The 15516-nt window shown below is 70.1% G+C and carries 13 protein-coding genes; 11 read left to right on the top strand and 2 right to left on the bottom strand.

The window, feature by feature from the left end; genetic code table 11:
• The first annotated feature begins 93 nt into the window (after nucleotides 1-93).
• The 7 genes from DWB68_RS16955 to DWB68_RS05305 all read left to right on the top strand — a co-directional run bounded on the left by DWB68_RS16955 (nucleotide 94) and on the right by DWB68_RS05305 (nucleotide 10105).
• Nucleotides 94-3597 carry a DNA/RNA non-specific endonuclease gene (locus DWB68_RS16955; protein ID WP_147391590.1) on the top strand — a complete coding sequence of 1168 codons (3504 nt, stop codon included), beginning with the start codon at nucleotides 94-96 and terminating at the stop codon, nucleotides 3595-3597.
• 36 nt (nucleotides 3598-3633) lie between these two features.
• Nucleotides 3634-4128, top strand: a complete 495-nt coding sequence (locus DWB68_RS15940) for a hypothetical protein (protein WP_147391589.1) — start codon at nucleotides 3634-3636, stop codon at nucleotides 4126-4128.
• A 27-nt stretch (nucleotides 4129-4155) separates the two neighbouring features.
• Nucleotides 4156-4605 (top strand): hypothetical protein, encoded by a 450-nt coding sequence (locus tag DWB68_RS05325; protein ID WP_147391588.1) that lies wholly within the window; start codon nucleotides 4156-4158, stop codon nucleotides 4603-4605.
• 132 nt (nucleotides 4606-4737) lie between these two features.
• Nucleotides 4738-5955 carry an SseB family protein gene (locus DWB68_RS05320; protein ID WP_119424110.1) on the top strand — a complete coding sequence of 406 codons (1218 nt, stop codon included), beginning with the start codon at nucleotides 4738-4740 and terminating at the stop codon, nucleotides 5953-5955.
• Nucleotides 5956-6049: 94 nt separating this feature from the next.
• Nucleotides 6050-6754, top strand: coding sequence for a hypothetical protein (locus DWB68_RS05315; RefSeq protein ID WP_119424109.1), 705 nt, complete (start codon nucleotides 6050-6052; stop codon nucleotides 6752-6754).
• A 169-nt stretch (nucleotides 6755-6923) separates the two neighbouring features.
• Nucleotides 6924-8156, top strand: coding sequence for an immunity protein Imm33 domain-containing protein (locus tag DWB68_RS05310; RefSeq protein ID WP_119424108.1), 1233 nt, complete (start codon nucleotides 6924-6926; stop codon nucleotides 8154-8156).
• An 8-nt stretch (nucleotides 8157-8164) separates the two neighbouring features.
• On the top strand, nucleotides 8165-10105 hold the full coding sequence (locus DWB68_RS05305; protein WP_119424107.1) for a hypothetical protein: 1941 nt from the start codon (nucleotides 8165-8167) through the stop codon (nucleotides 10103-10105).
• A gap of 171 nt (nucleotides 10106-10276) precedes the next feature.
• Here DWB68_RS05305 and DWB68_RS05300 read toward each other — a convergent pair whose 3' ends face one another.
• Complete coding sequence (locus tag DWB68_RS05300; protein ID WP_119424106.1) at nucleotides 10277-11527, bottom strand: MFS transporter; 1251 nt, start codon at nucleotides 11525-11527, stop codon at nucleotides 10277-10279.
• A gap of 218 nt (nucleotides 11528-11745) precedes the next feature.
• Between DWB68_RS05300 and DWB68_RS05295 the strand changes: the two genes are divergently transcribed.
• The 4 genes from DWB68_RS05295 to DWB68_RS05280 all read left to right on the top strand — a co-directional run bounded on the left by DWB68_RS05295 (nucleotide 11746) and on the right by DWB68_RS05280 (nucleotide 14269).
• Nucleotides 11746-12207: an FHA domain-containing protein gene (locus DWB68_RS05295; RefSeq protein WP_119424105.1), complete on the top strand. Its 462-nt coding sequence runs from the start codon at nucleotides 11746-11748 to the stop codon at nucleotides 12205-12207.
• Nucleotides 12208-12217: 10 nt separating this feature from the next.
• Nucleotides 12218-12961, top strand: a complete 744-nt coding sequence (gene ftsR / locus DWB68_RS05290; RefSeq protein ID WP_233548631.1) for a transcriptional regulator FtsR — start codon at nucleotides 12218-12220, stop codon at nucleotides 12959-12961.
• The gene (locus DWB68_RS05285; protein ID WP_119424104.1) at nucleotides 12958-13458 is read left to right on the top strand and encodes a bifunctional nuclease family protein; all 501 of its coding nucleotides are present in this window, start codon (nucleotides 12958-12960) and stop codon (nucleotides 13456-13458) included. Before ftsR ends, DWB68_RS05285 begins: the two co-directional genes overlap by 4 nt.
• A 283-nt stretch (nucleotides 13459-13741) precedes the next feature.
• Nucleotides 13742-14269, top strand: coding sequence for a MerR family transcriptional regulator (locus DWB68_RS05280; RefSeq protein ID WP_119424180.1), 528 nt, complete (start codon nucleotides 13742-13744; stop codon nucleotides 14267-14269).
• 139 nt (nucleotides 14270-14408) lie between these two features.
• Here the strand turns inward: DWB68_RS05280 and DWB68_RS05275 are convergent, their stop codons facing one another.
• Complete coding sequence (locus tag DWB68_RS05275; RefSeq protein WP_119424103.1) at nucleotides 14409-15215, bottom strand: ParA family protein; 807 nt, start codon at nucleotides 15213-15215, stop codon at nucleotides 14409-14411.
• Between the last annotated feature and the right edge of the window lie 301 nt (nucleotides 15216-15516).

Here is a 15516-nt window from a genome sequence, read left to right as displayed (position 1 = left end):
CTGCGCACGGACGCAGACAGCATCGGCGGGCTGCGCACTCGCCTCGAGACGGCGGCGAGCACGCTCGAGTCCGCGCTGGCAAACACCGGCGGCATGATCGGCAGCGATCCGACCGCCGAGGAGGCGGGGCCGATTCTTGATGACGCGGCCGACGGGGCGATGGCGTGCGCACGTAACAGCTCGTCGTCCCTCGGCGGGCTCTCCATGCTCACGCAGGGAACCGCGAGGGCCTATCGCCAGACCGAGCTCTGCGGGGCGTTCAAGCCCACCGGCACGTGTGAGATCCCCGAGCCGGTGTTCGTGTCCACCCCGTCCTACTCGACGCCCAAAATCACGGGCGCCGATAGTCCGCCCTTTGTGGAGGGCATCGAGGACGCGCTGAAGTGGCTCGGCATCGTGATTCCCAATGGCGATCCCGGGAAGCTGCGGACGGCCGCCTCGGCGTGGAAGAGCTTCGGCTCGGACCTTCGTTCGATCGCCTCCGGCCTGCCGGGCGCCACGACCACGCTGGCCGCGGTGGAGTTCCCCTCCAGCGCGCAGGCGAAGAGCGCCGTGACCTCCATCAGCACGGGTCTGTCCACCGCCGCGACGGCGGCCGACGACGTCGCCAAGGGGCTGGGGGATTTCGCCACCAACATCGACAACACCCGCGAGGAGCTGTTGTGGATGGTGGGCGAGTTCGCCATCGAGATCGCCGTTGACGTGGGGCTCACCATCGCCCTGTCCTTCATTCCCGGCGGCACCATCCTCGGCAGCGCCAAAGCGGCAACAACGATCGCCAAGTGGGCTCGGAAGATCAACGACCTCATCGATAAGCTCAAGGGCCTGCAGCGGCTCGCGATGCTCGCCGTCAAAGGAGCCGCCCACGGGCTCAAGGAGGCCGTCAAGGAGGCGATCGTCACCGGTGCGACGGTGACCGTCGTGAACGTCGCCAGGGCGGGGGATAAGGACTACCAGCAACGGAACCCCTTTATTGCCGCCGCTGCCGCTGGCGTTTCCGGCGGGGTCAGTTCCCCCATCGGCAATCGTGTCAAGCCGGGCGGCAACGCCTGGGCCAAGGCCGGCGCCGAGGCGGTCGAGGGCGCGGCGGGAGGTCTCGTCGATGGCGGGCTCACCTCGCTGATGACAAATCAGGAGTTCAACCCGCTCCAGGCCGCCACCTTCGGTGCGTTCCTGGCGGGCCCCATGAACCTGGCCGGCGGCAAGGCGCAGGCCCTCGGCAATTCGATGGCCAACAAGGTGGCGCCGAACCGCGGTGCGCCCATCGCCGTCTCCTCCGGCAACGAGGGCGACGGCGGCGTGCACGTCGAGGTGGGCCGCGGGGCCGGCGAAGGCGTCAATGCCGCGGCTCCCGAAGCGGGTGCCACCGGGACGCCCGCCGGGGCGGCTTCGCCAGCGGCGAACGCCGCGCCTTCGCAGGGCGCCCCCCGCAACGAGGCGCCCGCCGTGTCGCCGGCGGGGGACACAGGCAGCACGTCGGCCGACGGTGGCGGGCACCCCATCAAGACGGACAACGATGCCAAGGACACCTCGGGTGCCGAGGCCACGCCGTCCACGACGACCGACACCACCGGAACGCAGGTCAAGACCGAGCAACAAGCCCCCGAGGTCTCGGGCGCCGATCAGAGCACGCCCACGGTGAACGATGGCCCGGCGGTGGACGTGTCCCAGGGTGATGCTCCGCACGCGCCGGACGCGCTGCCGAACGATGCCCCCACCACGCAGACCGAGGCGGGCACCGAGAACGCGAACCCGGCCACCGACGTGTCGGAGTCGAACCCGCGCGAGCAGGAGCCGTCAAAGGAGCCGGCGGCGCCCACCCAGGAGGCGCCGCGCCAGGATCAGCCCACCCAGCAGACGCCAAACCAAGAGACGCCGCACCAAGAAGTACCGAACCAGGAACAGCCGGCCCACGAGAGCACGGCGGAGGAGCCCACCCCGGACGCCGCGTCGCCGGAGCATCAGGACACGGCCCAGCGGCCGGATGTCGAGGTCGAAACGACGACAGAGCAGGACGCGGACAAGGTGCGCGAGCGCGCCCTGGTTTCGGCTCCCGCAGCGGTGGCCGACGCTACGGCCACCCCGCAGGCCGACCCGGTCTCGGTAGACGTCACCGCAGATCACTCGACCGCCGGGTCGAGTGAGCACACGGCCCCGGAGGCGGCGAAGCCGCCGTCGGACGCTGGCACGCCTGAAGGCGGGCAGTCCGAGGCTGGGACGGTGTCGCAGCAGGATGTGCAGGCGGCGGTGCAGGCCGAGACCACCCCGGTGCGTTCTGAGGGTGGCGACGGCGTGCCTGCCGACGGTCCTGCCGACGCTGCGGGGACCAGCGACGGTGACGGGGTCGCGGTGCAGGAAGCCGCGGGTGCGGCCGCCGCGGCGGGTGCCGTGGGGCTCGGCACGAAGCCCGCGACGAATCTGGTGGCCCCGGGGCGGGGCGGCTCGACGCCTCCGACCTCGGGTGCCCGTGGTGATGGTTTGCGCCCCGAGGGCCCGGGGCGTAGCGATGCGCCCGGGAGTGCCGAGGGGGACCCGAAGGGTCCTGAGGTGTCCCGCGGCGAGGTTGACGGGTCGTCGGATTCTTCGAAGCCCGCGGAGTCTGGGGCGCCAGCAGACGTCGACGGCGGGGCCGGCGATGGGGATGGGACGCCGCCGAAGGATGGTGTGCCCGACGGTGATGGTGCACCGGGAAAGAATCACTTCCTCACGGGGAGCGGCGAGAACTTGCCCCGGCAGTTTGGTCGGCGCCCTGAGGTGTTCGATTCGGTCACGGTGGGGCCGGATTCTGCGCTGAATCCGTCGCCAGGGAATGCGTTCGGTGCTGATCCCTCGGGTGGGAAGGCGCAGCTGGCGCCGAATACGAAGTACACGGTGGCTGATCGTCCGGGGACGACGTACTACACGGGTGCCGATGGCACGGTGTCGTGGGTGGAGACGAGCTACTCGAGCGACTCCACGTCGCCGAATCCTGATCTGAATGCCCCGTTGCCGAAGGCCACGTACGTGGTGAAGCCGGTGAATGTGTTGCCGGCGAAGGTTCCGGGTTCTGACTCGTACATGAATACCGAGCAGGTGTTCCGTACGGATGGGCAGGGTCGGACGGTGCGTGGGTTTACGGAAGATTTGAGGCTGACCCAGGACCAGGTCCGCAATTCGTCGATCCAGCAGCGGACGGGTCAGGTGTCGGATGATGAGATGAATTGGGGTGAGAAGTTCCATGACGGTGGGCACCTGTTTGCTGCGTCCACGGGTGGAGGCTTCGAGAAGATCAATCTCGTGGGCATGCACCACGATCAGAACCGCGCGAAAGGCCAGGGCGCGTACACCGGCGAGTACTTCGACAAGAGTTGGCGTGGTCTGGAGCACGACACGGGCCGGAGGCTAGGCGGTCGGAACGCTCACGAGAGGATTGTCGACCCGGTGACGGGGGAGAGTCGCGTGGAGCGTGAGTGGGTGGATCCGCAGCGCGTGGGCATGGACTTCGAAGTTGTGTACGGCGACCAGATAAACGCCCCGAAGAACCTGGTCCTTACGCGTAATATCGACGGTGACGAGAAGGATCCAGTACGTTTCTGGAATGGAGCGTACGGGCACTAGGGTGCAGGTATGTCTCAGACAAGCGAGGTAGTTTCAATGCAGGGTAAGAAGATGTCGACGTCGTTCGAGTCTCAGGAGGCCGCGCTCGATGTTGCCAAGCAGGCGCTTCTTGGTGCCCAGGTTGATTATCCGGGGGCGCTAGCGATCGGCGAGTACAGTGTGGGGCTTGTGGGAATGCCTGCGTTTTGGCCCAACCCGGACTCGGAACGCGACAATTGGAACGTTAAGTCCACCAAGCCCGATTTTGAAGATGAGCAGTACCACCTGACGGTTGGTGAAGTCATACACGATCTCAGGATTTTTAACTATGTTCACGGTGAAGGCACGTTCGTGCTTGTCGAGTTTTACCTGTCCGCGGAAGGCGACTTTAAGTGGTGGGGAAGCCGTGATTCCGATGTGCGTGCCGGAGAATTTGGTCCGGGGAATGTGGCTGAAGAGTTGAGGATGTTTCCGCGATTCGCGGAGTTTATTCCGCAGTGGATGCGTGTTCGTTTGGGTGATGATTGGGAGTCTCATGCTCTTTCTCGTTGATGTTTGTGGGGGTGTGTTGTTGTGGGGATGATGGAGTTGATGGCGGTTCAGCCGCGGATGGCTGCGGTGTTGGATTCGGCCGTGGTTGATGGTGATGTGCGGGTGGTCGCTACGTTGCGTGCGTTGGGTGATCATTTGTCGCTTGATCTGATGGCGGTGGATGCTTCTGGTGGGTCGGTGAATGTTGTGGATCGTTTGGGGGACGGTTTTGCTGCGGTGACGTCCCCGTTGATGGATCTGGCGGATGAGCATCGTGCGGCGTCGTATGTGCCGGGTGCGGGTTCGTGGTTTGTTGGGGTGTTCACGTTGTCTGTTGGTGGGGGGCTGGAGGTGGAGACGGATTTTGATTCGGCTCCGTTGACTGGTTCTTATCCGGTGGCGCGTCGGGTGGATTGTGTGCGGGAGTTGGAGATGTTTCCGCGCAGTGAGGCGAATATCCCGGGCTGGTTGGCCGAGGGTGTAGTTTCTGGGGCGTGAGTCCTGCTCATGGGCGTTCCGGCACGAGTGGCGGTTTCGGAGTTGCGCGAACTCGGCGACGAAGTTTCTCAGTCGTGAAGCTGCTGAAGATCGACGGGGCGCCACTCGGCATGTCCACCAGGGGAGGAAGCCGTGTTCAAGACGCTTGAAGAGGCGCTCGACACGCTCGGAGCCAGCCTGCTCGTGACCGCCAAGCACTCCGGTAGCGAGGTAGCTCTGCTCGTTCAACGCCTCGGAGATGCCACGTCGCAGCGCCTCTTCAGCGTGCCGAGTGGTGCTACCTTCCCCTCCTTCCGTGTTGGCGAGGGCTGGAAGGCCACCGACCATCGCCTTGGCGGAGCCGCCTTGAAGGCGGCCGAGGAGATCCCGTCCCTCTCGGTGATCCCCGGGGAGGGCGCCTGGCTCGTGTTCGAGCTGCGGGCGCGCCCGGAGGGGAGTCTTCGCCACGCGGGAGACCGCCGGAACCAACCCTTCGAGCGGCCTAGCGACTGGGACGTCATCGCGGAAGCGCTGCGCTACCCGCGAACCGAGGATCACCTTCCTTCGTTCCTGCCGCGCGCCTGGGACACCGCCGTGCGAGCCAGCGCCCTCCTGGCAGGCGCGACGCCGGAGGCGAGCGAGTTTGTTGAACCGGCACCCACGCCGTCGGGCCTCACGAGCGTCTTCGGTGCAGGCCTGCCCAACCCGGTCAACACGCCCTGGCACGCCGCCGTGGCGCGCGGCGAGGGTACGCACGCGCTCGAGGCCGAGTTCGCCGGGGCCAGCTTGCTGATTCCCTGGGAGACGCCACCTGGCGACGGCGATCCTGGAGTCCTGGCTCAGTTCGGGGAGGGCCCCGATGCCTGCCATCCCGTCTTCACCTCCGGCGACCAGGTCCGCACCTACTTCGGCTCCCTGGGGCTCGACCCCGACAAGGTGCTCTGGACGGCCGGCTTTGGCGGCAGCCTCCGCGCCACGTCATCACGACCGCACGTGCAGGTCGACCCGGCCGGCCACCGCGTCCACATCTCACTCGTGCGCGAGGACCTGCCGCAGCGCTGGGGCGCGCTTCGCTGGGCGCGCCACCGCGGCACCGCCGCGGTGATGGACGTCCTGAGGTCTCCTGGAGCCTGGGTGATGGCAACCCTGCGGGGCCGGCAGCAGGTGTTGATCGACGCCAACGGACGGCGCATCCTGCCGGTGTTCTCCTCGCTGGAGGCCATGCAATCGATCGCGCCGTGGGCCGACTTCCGGGTGATGCCGACGCCAGACACCTTCGCCTCGGTGGGCGAACGAGACCTCATCTGGGTTGATCCAGATGTCCCCGGCGAGCAACTTCTCCTGCCGGCCAGCGTGCTCGTTGGCCCATGAGTCCTCGCACATCCCCTAAACTGACACCGTTGGGCAAACGTGCCCGCGGCGCTGACCACGGCGCCCACGCCCCAGTGCGCAGAAGGTGAATCGCATGCTTGCCCGCTTCGATCCCGCAGTCCCGGCGAGGTACGCCGCGTATGCCAAGCAGCGCGCCGTCGTGTTCTGGATCGTCTCCGTCGTTCCCGCGGCCCTCATCGCGCTCGGTGCGTCCTTGTTCACCCCGCGGCTGTGGGGTGTAGCGACCATTCCCGTCATCCTCTTCTTCCTCGTCTGCGTGATGGTCGGCTTCATCTACCTCAAGCTCGCCAAGAAGAACGAGGCCATGGCCGAGTGGAACGGAATCCTTGCGATTCTCGAGCCAGAAGGGCTCGCCTTTGGTCCCGTCCCCAGCCTGCCGTGGGATGAGGTGCTGTGGATTGGCATGGCCGATGTGCGCGCCCAGCACGCGGCGGCCAGGGCAACGCGGGGGCTGAACGGAGCCCGCCACCGTACATGGGCCAAGTCCGGTCACGGCAGCCTGGTGCTCTCCGTTGTCTACAAGGACGCCGACCGGCTGCTGCCGCAGCTGCCGGACACCGCGCGGAAAATGGCCGTCAAAGGCGGCAAGCACCGCACCCTGGGCACCGTTCCCTTCATGGTTGTGCTCCACCCCGATGTGCTGCTTGATTCGGCAGCCACCGAGACCCTCGTGGCGCAGCTTCGAGCTCAGGCCAGCGCCCACGGCATCCCCTTTGTTGTTTCGGACACGGAAGCGGCCAACACACGCGCGGCCACCAGCCAAGCGCTCGTGGCCTGAACGACGCTTGACCGCGCCGTGCTCACCGCAGGAGCGCCATGGCTCATGAACCACGGCCGAACCAGGGACTCGTGCACGCTCCGCACCCACCGCGCTCCGGCTTGGCATACTGTGTTCCAGAACCCTTCCAGACCCGGGCGGTCAGCGCCCCAGCATCGATCGAGGAACCGTGAGCGAGAGCACCCACATCGAGAACGCCGGTAGCTGCATTGCCACCGCCCAGGCGATTTCCGCGCCCGGACGCATTCGCTGGATGATGCGCACTCCGTCCGCCGTGTCCTCTGATTCGGGTTGGCGCTTCTACGCCGACGAGGACGACGAGGAAAACGTCGCCCACACCACCAACATGCGCGTCGTTGACTTCAACCAGGTGGTTGACCTCGAGCCCATCGTGGCGAGCGTCTACGACCAGCCGGTGGGCAGCGACTTCGAGCTCGTGACCGGCGAGGACGGCCAGCGCCGCATCATCGACACGACCACGGGCCGCCCCGTCGGCGAGCCGGCCGAGGCCGCCGTGGCCCCGGAGGCGACCGTCCCGGCCGCCGAGCCCGCCGCAGCCGTGAGCCAAGCACCAGAGGCGGGCCAGGCGTCGTCGGGCACCGACAGCGCCGCCCAGGGCGGCTGGAACGCCCAGGCCGCCCCGGCGGCACCCGCTAACGATCCGGCCGCCGACGACGCCGCGGTGACGGCCTCGGCGGCCTGGCTGCGCCCGGCCGTGCAGGCCGTCATGGCCGACCCGAGCCCCGCCCAGCGCGGCTCCATGCTCAGCGAGTTCTTCGGCGCCACGGTGCTGGTTCCCGCCCGCGGCGGTGCCCCGCTCGGCTTTGCCCACCAGGGTGGCCTCGTCATCCCCGCCCACACCTCGCGCGCCGGGCTCGTGGCCTGGCAGGCCCGCCTGGGCCAGCCCGAGGGGGAGACCCTCGCGATCAACGGCGACGAGCTGCTGCGCAACGCCTTCGAGGCGCAAGATGCCTCGGCCGTCGTCCTCGATCCCATCGAGGCGGGCATGGAAATCCGCGCGGACGACCCGCAGCTGGGCTCGCTCGCCCGCAACGGAAAGCTCAAGTCGCTCGTGCGCTCGGGTGACCGCCAGGCGGTGCTGAACTACCTCGTCTCCGACGGCGCCTACGGCGTGTACCTCTACCGCGCGCAGCCGGGGCAGCAGGCCTTCCCGCTGCTCGTGACGCGCCAGGGCGGTGGCGAACGCGAGTTCGCCCTGTTCTCCTCCGCGCTTGAGGTCTTCCGCTACCAAGGCGACGGTTCCGCAGCCCAGGTGGGCCTTGACTGGGTCCGCGCCAACCTGGCCGAGGACATGTACCTGTGCGTCGATCCCGGCGCGGCCGGCGGCTTCACGGAGTTCTCTCCCGCCGAGCTCGCGGCGGCCGGGTTCCGCACCGCCTGAGGCCAAGGATGCTGGGCAGCGGCGCCGTGACGTGCGCGTTCACCCCCGCCTCACGCGAGGCCGCCGTGCGGTGGCTCTGGCGCGAGGCGCCGGTGGACGGGCTTGATTCGGGCTGGCGCGTCTGCGTTCCGGGCGAACAGGGCGCTGGTCAGCCGGCAGGCACCTCGTGGTGCCCCTGGCCGGAGGCCGTGGCGCGCGAGCCCGTGCTGTCTCAGCTGGGCGGCGCCCCAGTGGGCGCCGCCTACGCCGTGCATCGCGAGGCCGGCCGCCCGCTCGAGGTGCGCGATGGCCGCAGCGGCGCGCTCCTCCCCGCCCCCGGAGACTCCACGGCACCGGACCCCCGCGCCGGCGCCCCCGAGCGGCTCGGGGCGGGCGCCCTGGAGGCCCACACCCTGGCCACGCGCGTGCTCCCGGCGCTCCTGCGCGCCCGCCATCAGCCCTCGGAGGCCGTGCTCGCCGAGCTGTGGGGCTGCAGCCTGTGGGTTCCCAGCCTGCGCTCGAGCGGCGAGATCGCCGTGCGCGACGGCGTCGCCGTGGCCTTTGCGAGCGTCGAGGCGGCCCAGCACTGGCAGGCCGGCCGCGGCGTGGGCGAGCCAGCCGATCCGCTGGACATGGTGCCCTTCGCCCGCTTCGTGACCGAGGCGGCGCCGCTCGCCGTTCGGCTCGTGGTTGATCCCGGGGCTCCCTCGCAGCTCACCCTCGATCTGGCGGCGCTGCTGCCCGGTGCCGCGAGCGTGGACAGCGAGGCGCTCATGGTGCTGCGGGCCAAGGACGCCGACCACTTCGAGCGCATGCTCACCACCCCGGGGCGGGTGTGGATCGGCCTGCGGGACGCCGCCGACGCGACGGCGACGCCGGTCCGGGTGCGCGATCACCGCACCGGGGCCTCCGTGCTGCCCGTGTTCGCCTCGGAGGCCGACGCCTTGGCCTACGACGATCTGGCCGAACCCACGCACTTCAGGCTCGACAAGCTGGCCTCGGACTGGGAGCCCGAGACGGGCGTCATGCTGGGGCTCGGCTCAAGCGAGGCGCCCGTCGAGGTCGGCTGGGGCCGCCTGCGCGCCGCTGGCTTTGTCGCGGCGCCCGGTGCCGAGGCGTGGGCCGCTCCGTCGCCGACGGCGCGCGAGCTCTCGCCCGAGCGGGTGTCGGTGAGCCCCGTCCCCGTGCCCGGGGTCAAGGACCCCTATTCGGAGGCCTTCGCCCCGCTGGAGCGCGAGATCATGGAGGCCGCCCTCGACCTGCCGCGCATTCCGGTGGAGGGCGCATGGGTGCTGATCTCCACGCGCCGGGAACAGGTGAGCGTGGCCGTCGCGTATGCCGTGGACGGCGTGGCGCACTCGGCCGCCCACGCGGCCGGCGGAAGCGCCGGGGCCGCACGCGTTGCCGTGTTGCGGCTGCGCGCCATGGAGGCCGTCGCCCAGCTCGCGCGTTCGCTGCGCGCCCAGGGGCGGGCGCTGCCGAGTCAGCTGCGCTTCCAGGTTCTGCCGGGCGGCGCCGGGGGCGCCGTGATGCACGACGACGCGGGGGAGCCGGAGTCTGTCGCCCTCGCCGCGTGGGTGGCCGGGCAGGGCCTGAGCCTCGACAACTGCCTCGCGTCGCAAGCGGTTCTGAGCGCCGTGTCCGGGCCGCTCTCGCTCTCGCAGGCCGCGAAGGCGGGAGACGCGAGCCTCGCGGCGCGCGCGCTCGCGGCCGGCGCCGCCCTGTGGGTGGCGGAGGACTCCGCGGGGGAACCGTTGCGCCTCAACGATGCGCAGGGCCGCGTTGCGCTGGCGGTGTTCACCTCGCAGGAGGGGCTGGTCGCCTTCGCCCCGGCCGGGCGTCCCCGCCGCGTGTGGGCGGCGGACCTCGCCTCCGGCTTCGGCCAGGCCCCGTGGCTCGTCGTGGATCCGGGGCAGAGCACGCTGGTGCTCGAGCGGGCCTTGGTGCCCTGGCCGGTCCCCAGCGCGTAGGCCTCGGTGCGGACTTCAGCCCGGCGAGCAGCTCCCAGGTAGCCCTGGGGCAGCCCCGGCCTAGGCGGCCCGCGCCGAGGCGCGGGGCGCGTCCGGGGCGTCCACGCGCCGTCGTCCTCTTCGCTGGTGCGACGGCCAACGTTACGGCCGCCGCTAGGCGGCCCGCCCCCGTTACGCCGTGGCGAGCAGCGAACCGCGGCGACGCTCCCAGCCCAGGGAGAGCAGTAGGAGAGCGAAGCCGAGGCCGGCGAGGGCGAGCCCCACCCACGCCGGGGCAAGGTAGCCCAGGCCGGCCGCGATGACCGCGCCGCCGAGCGCCGCACCGAGCGAGTTGCCAACATTGAAGGCCGCGTGGTTGCTCGCCGCGCCGAGCAGCGCCGCGTCGCCCGAGGCGGCGATGAGGCGCGACTGGATGGCGGGGGTCAGGGAGGCCTGCGTCAGGCCGATCAACCCGGCGCCCACGAACACACCGACGCTGCCACCCGCGAGCAGCGGGAACACGGCGAGCGAGACCATGTAGACCACGAAGCCGCCCACCATGGCCGGGCGCGGGATGAGGTCGGAGAGCCGGCCGCCCACGACGTTGCCGATCGTCATGCCGATGCCCACCACGGCCAGGAGCCACGGGAGCTGGGACGAGGTCAGGCCGGAGACGCGCGTGGCGGTCTCGGCGATGTAGCTGTAGATCGCGAAGAAGCCGCCGAAGCCGACGCAGGCCACAGCGATCATGAGCCAGAGCTGGCCGCCGCGGAAGGCGCGCAGCTCCTTGGCCGGGTGGCGTGTGGGATCGCCGGCGTAGCGGGGGAGGACCAGCAAACCGGCCACGAGGGTCACGGCGAAGACGGCGGCGACCACCATGTAGGCGCTGCGCCAGCCCCAGGCTTGGCCCACGAGCGTCACGACGGGGACGCCGATCACGTTGGCCACGGTGAGCCCCGAGAGGGCCAGGGCGATGCCTTGGCCCTGCTTGCCCGGGCCCATGATGCGCGCGGCCAGGAGTGAGGCCACGCCGAAGTAGGCGCCGTGGGGGAGCCCGGCCACGAAGCGGGCCACGAGCGTGCTCGTGAAGCCGGGCATCAGGGCGGAGGCCAGGTTGCCGACGACGAAGAAGAGCAGCAGCCAGAGCGCCAGCTTGGTGTGGGAGGCGCGCGCCGTGAGGGTCGCCAAGATCGGGGCACCGACCACCACACCCAGGGCGTAGGCGGAAATCAGTTGGCCCGCCTGGGCGATGGAGACCTCCGGGTGGGCCTCGAAGCCCGGCAGGAGGTCCTGGGCGATGTTGGGCAGCAGGCCCATCGAGGCGAACTCGGTGCAGCCGATGCCGAAGCCACCGAGGGCCAGGACAAAGAGGGAGATGAACGCGCGTCGGCGCGAGAGGGGAGCGGGCACGGTGTCCTTGGGGGCGAAAGGGGTTCGGGGCAAGGAAACATGTTAGTCCCGCCGGGGCGGGAGGCGGGCCGCGCGTGGCGTAACTCGCAGGCGGGCATCTCAGACACACCGGCCACTTGCGTCACATCAGTCACAACGAGGAGGGTGTCGCAGTGCCCCACATGGGATAGGGTGAAGGCGCCGATGCGTCCCTGTGGCGCTGGAGAGTTGGTCACCGTTCAGGTGGCAGGAGAAGCCAGGAGGAGCCCGCCATGAGCGAGGGACAGAACGGACACGGACGGCACGCCGGGGAGAGCCCCGCGGAGGCCACGAGCGTCTCGCTTCCCCCGATCACGGACGAGATCGTCGCCGAGTACCAGCTCACCCCCGAGGAGCGCGCGGCCGTCGCCGCCCTGCCCGTCGGCTCGGCGCTGCTGATCTCCCGCGACGGCGCCGACAAGGGGGCCCGCTTCCTGCTGGACGCCGACGTCACCACGGTGGGCCGCCACCCCGACGCCGACATCTTCCTGGATGACGTCACGGTCTCGCGCCGTCACGCCGAGTTCCGCCGCGGCCCCGAGGGCATCCGCGTGGTCGACGCCGGCAGCCTCAACGGCACCTACGTCAACAACGACCGCGTGGACGAGGTGCTGCTGCGCACCGGCTTCCAGGTGCGCTTTGGCAAGTTCGTCCTGACCTACTGCGCGCGCATCGCCGCGCCGGCGCAGGGCTGAACCTCCCGTGATGTTGAACGCCAAGCAGGCTCCGTCGCAGGCGGCCCTGGCGCCGCGGCGCGGGGTCATGAACATTGGCCAGGTGCTCTCGCGGATCGATGCCGACTTCACCGGCATCACCGCCTCCAAGATTCGCTTCCTGGAGGAGAAGGGCCTGATCGTTCCCGCGCGCACCGCCGCCGGGTACCGCAAGTACACCGAGGCCGACGTGGAGCGCCTACGCTTCATCCTGGCCCTGCAGCGCGATCAGTACCTTCCGCTCAAGGTCATCAAGGACTACCTCGACGCCATTGACCGCGGCGAGGAGCCCCCGCAGCTTCCCGGCGGCGCCAGCCTTGCCCCGCGCAGCGTGGACGCTGAGCAGGTCGACGAGCTGGCCGGGCATCTGCGCCCGGTTAGCCGCGCCGAGCTTGAGGGCGCCACCGGCGCGAGCGAGGCGTTCATCGATCGCCTCATCGAGTACGGGTTGGCCGTTCCGGACGAGGACGGGCACTTCGACGAGCACGCCGTGCGCGCCGTCAAGGCCTCCCTCGTGCTGGCCGAGTCCGGGATCGAACCGCGCCACCTGCGCCCCTTCCGCACCGCTGCCGATCGCGAGCTCGGGATCATCGAATCCTCGATCTCCCCGCTCACGGGCCGCAAGGATCCCTCCGCCGCCGCCCGCGCGGCGGACGCGGCGGCCGGCATCGCCGACGCCGTCCTGGCCTTGCACGGGGCCCTCGTGCGCGGCGGCCTGGCCCACCTGGATCGATGAGCGCGGCCGTTCCGGAGGGCTTCCGCGAGGTCGCGGTGCTGGGCGTGAGGGTGGAGCTACCCTCCAATCAGCCGCTCGTCCTGCTCGAGGAGATCGACTCGAACCGCCGGCTGCCGCTGTGGATCGGCGGCCCGGAGGCCTCCGTGATCGCCGGCTATCTGCAGGGCCTGCAGACGCCGCGCCCGCTCACGCACGATCTGCTGCTCGCCACGATCGCCGCCCTCGGCTCGCGGATCGAGCGCGTGCGCATCGTGGCCGTCAAGGACACGGTCTTCCATGCCCGGCTCGATTTGAACGGTGGGCAGAACATCGACGCCCGCGCCTCGGACGCCGTGGCCATGGCGCTGGCCGCCGAGTGCCCCGTGTACGTCGCGGCCGCCGTGTTGGACGAGGCTGGCTTCACCCCGGCGCCGGAGGACGCCCCCGAGGGGGCCGAGGAACAGGTCGAGGAGTTTCGCCAGTTCCTGGACGACATTGACCCGTCCGACTTTGAGTGACAGAGTGCTCGGACGTCGTCCAATAACGATGTGGTTACGACGTCGAGACACGCCCTCAACCAAAGGTTGAAGGTCTTTGACCCGTCGCCCTCTCGGGCTTACCGTCGTATCAGATGGTTTCCTCATGGGCATCGACTCTCGGACCCGCACTCGCACCCGCGGACCGGAGGCACGCGCCCCCTGATTCCCCCAAGCCGTGGGAAACCCCTGATGCAAGGAGTTGCCAGTGAGCAGCGAGAACGACGCCGAGGGCCAGGTCCCCGTGTCTGCGACCCGCCAGGGCATGCTGTTCGACGAGGACCTGCCGTACCTCGACGAAAACGCCGGCTACCGCGGCCCCACGGCCTGCAAGGCCGCCGGCATCACCTATCGCCAGCTCGACTACTGGGCACGCACCGGGCTCGTGCAGCCCACGGTGCGCGGCGCCCAGGGCTCCGGCTCGCAGCGCCTCTACAGCTTCCGCGACATCCTGGTCCTGAAGGTCGTCAAGCGACTCCTGGACACCGGCGTGTCCCTCCAGCAGATCCGCACCGCCGTGGGGACCCTGCGCGAGCGCGGCGTCGAGGACCTCGCCCAGATCACGCTCATGAGCGACGGCGCCTCGGTGTACGAGTGCACCTCCGCCGACGAGGTCATCGACCTGGTCCAGGGCGGCCAGGGCGTCTTTGGCATCGCCGTGGGCCGCGTGTGGCGCGAGGTGGAGGCCTCCATCTCGGAGCTGCCCGTCGAGCGCACCCGCGAGGACGAGGACGTCACCGACTTCCCGGACGACGAGCTGGCCAAGCGCCGCGCCGCCCGCTCCGCGAGCTAGTTTCGGACACGCGCACGAAGGGCCCCTCCCGCCGGGAGGGGCCCTTCGTGCGTGGTGTGCGCCGGGTGCCTGGGGCAGGCCGCCTGGGTGCCGCCGGCTTCAGCGCCCGACGGCGCGGCCTGTGGCGGGTGCGAAGGTGTCAGTGGGTCTCGAGCGAGGAGCGCACGCTGCCGAGCAGCTCGTCGAAGAGCGTGGCGGTGCCCTGAATGTCCTCGCCGGGCCAGTGGTGCACGGCGTGGGCCGCGCCCTGGATCTGCTGCCAGGCCGGGACCTCGGGAATGACGGGGCTCAGGAGGCGCTCGCCAAACATGCCGCGCAGCTCGCTGAGCCGGAACGCGTGCTCGGGGGAGGCCTCGCGGTAGCGATTGGCGACGACGCCGACCGTGCGCAGGTGCGTGGAGAACTCCTTGCGGAAGAGCTCGAGCGCGCGCAGTGAGCGCTCGGTGCCCGCCACGGAGAAGAGGCTGGGCTCCGCGACCAGCACTACGCCGTCGGAGGCGAACCACGCCATGCGGGTCAGGCCGGAAAGCGAGGGTGGGCAGTCGATGAGGACCAGGTCGTAGTTGTTGCTCGACTCCAGGAGCTTGGCCAGGCGGCGCAGGTCGCGCGGGCGCAGATCGGGGCGATCGTAGAAGCCGGTGAGGGCCGAGCCCTGTGCCACGTCGAGGCGGGCCTGGCGCTGGGGGTGGCGGCGGTGCTGGCGCAGGGTCCAGGCGGAGCGGGAGACGATCTCGTCCAGGCCGCCCTTGCGCGGGCGGCGCAGCAGCTCGCCGATGGGGGCGGTGGTGCCCGGCTCCACGCCGAGGCCCGTGGTGGCGTCGGCGTGCGGGTCCAGGTCGATGACCAGCGTGGAGATTCCCTGGTTCAGAGCGGCCGAGGCCAGTCCGAGTGTCACGGACGTCTTACCGACGCCGCCCTTGAGGGAGGAGATGCTCACGACCTGCACGGGCTTGGCTCACGTCCTTGGTGGGTCTCGATCAGGTGCGCCGCTGTGCGACGCCGCTCCCCATCATAGCCAAGCAGCGTCACGTAACCGGGCAGGCACGCGCGCGACGCGCCCGCCCCGCGCGCGAAGTGGCGCGCGAGGGGTGCGTGGCTGGTGCCCGGCGCGCGGCGCGGCCGCGCTGTGGGGGTGCGCCAAAGGTCGGACCACACCGTCACGTTGTTTTTGCTCGCGCCCCGGGGAGGCTAGCGTGGGCCGGGTCACACGAGTGGGTGGCCGCGGGTCCGGCGCGAGTCGGACGACG

Source organism: Galactobacter valiniphilus, from assembly GCF_003575975.1.
In the GTDB taxonomy this organism is placed as follows: Bacteria; Actinomycetota; Actinomycetes; order Actinomycetales; family Micrococcaceae; genus Galactobacter; species Galactobacter valiniphilus.
Note: the sequence above shows the minus strand (reverse complement) of the source record. Positions and strands in the feature narration are given on the sequence as shown.

What these genes read in the sequence shown, in the direction of transcription:
- DWB68_RS16955 (WP_147391590.1), top strand. Translation starts at nt 94, where the DNA reads ATGATCGGCAGCGATCCGACCGCCGAGGAGGCGGGGCCGATTCTTGAT.
- DWB68_RS15940 (WP_147391589.1), top strand. Translation starts at nt 3,634, where the DNA reads ATGCAGGGTAAGAAGATGTCGACGTCGTTCGAGTCTCAGGAGGCCGCG.
- DWB68_RS05325 (WP_147391588.1), top strand. Translation starts at nt 4,156, where the DNA reads ATGATGGAGTTGATGGCGGTTCAGCCGCGGATGGCTGCGGTGTTGGAT.
- DWB68_RS05315 (WP_119424109.1), top strand. Translation starts at nt 6,050, where the DNA reads ATGCTTGCCCGCTTCGATCCCGCAGTCCCGGCGAGGTACGCCGCGTAT.
- DWB68_RS05305 (WP_119424107.1), top strand. Translation starts at nt 8,165, where the DNA reads ATGCTGGGCAGCGGCGCCGTGACGTGCGCGTTCACCCCCGCCTCACGC.
- DWB68_RS05295 (WP_119424105.1), top strand. Translation starts at nt 11,746, where the DNA reads ATGAGCGAGGGACAGAACGGACACGGACGGCACGCCGGGGAGAGCCCC.
- ftsR (WP_233548631.1), top strand. Translation starts at nt 12,218, where the DNA reads ATGTTGAACGCCAAGCAGGCTCCGTCGCAGGCGGCCCTGGCGCCGCGG.
- DWB68_RS05285 (WP_119424104.1), top strand. Translation starts at nt 12,958, where the DNA reads ATGAGCGCGGCCGTTCCGGAGGGCTTCCGCGAGGTCGCGGTGCTGGGC.
- DWB68_RS05280 (WP_119424180.1), top strand. Translation starts at nt 13,742, where the DNA reads ATGCTGTTCGACGAGGACCTGCCGTACCTCGACGAAAACGCCGGCTAC.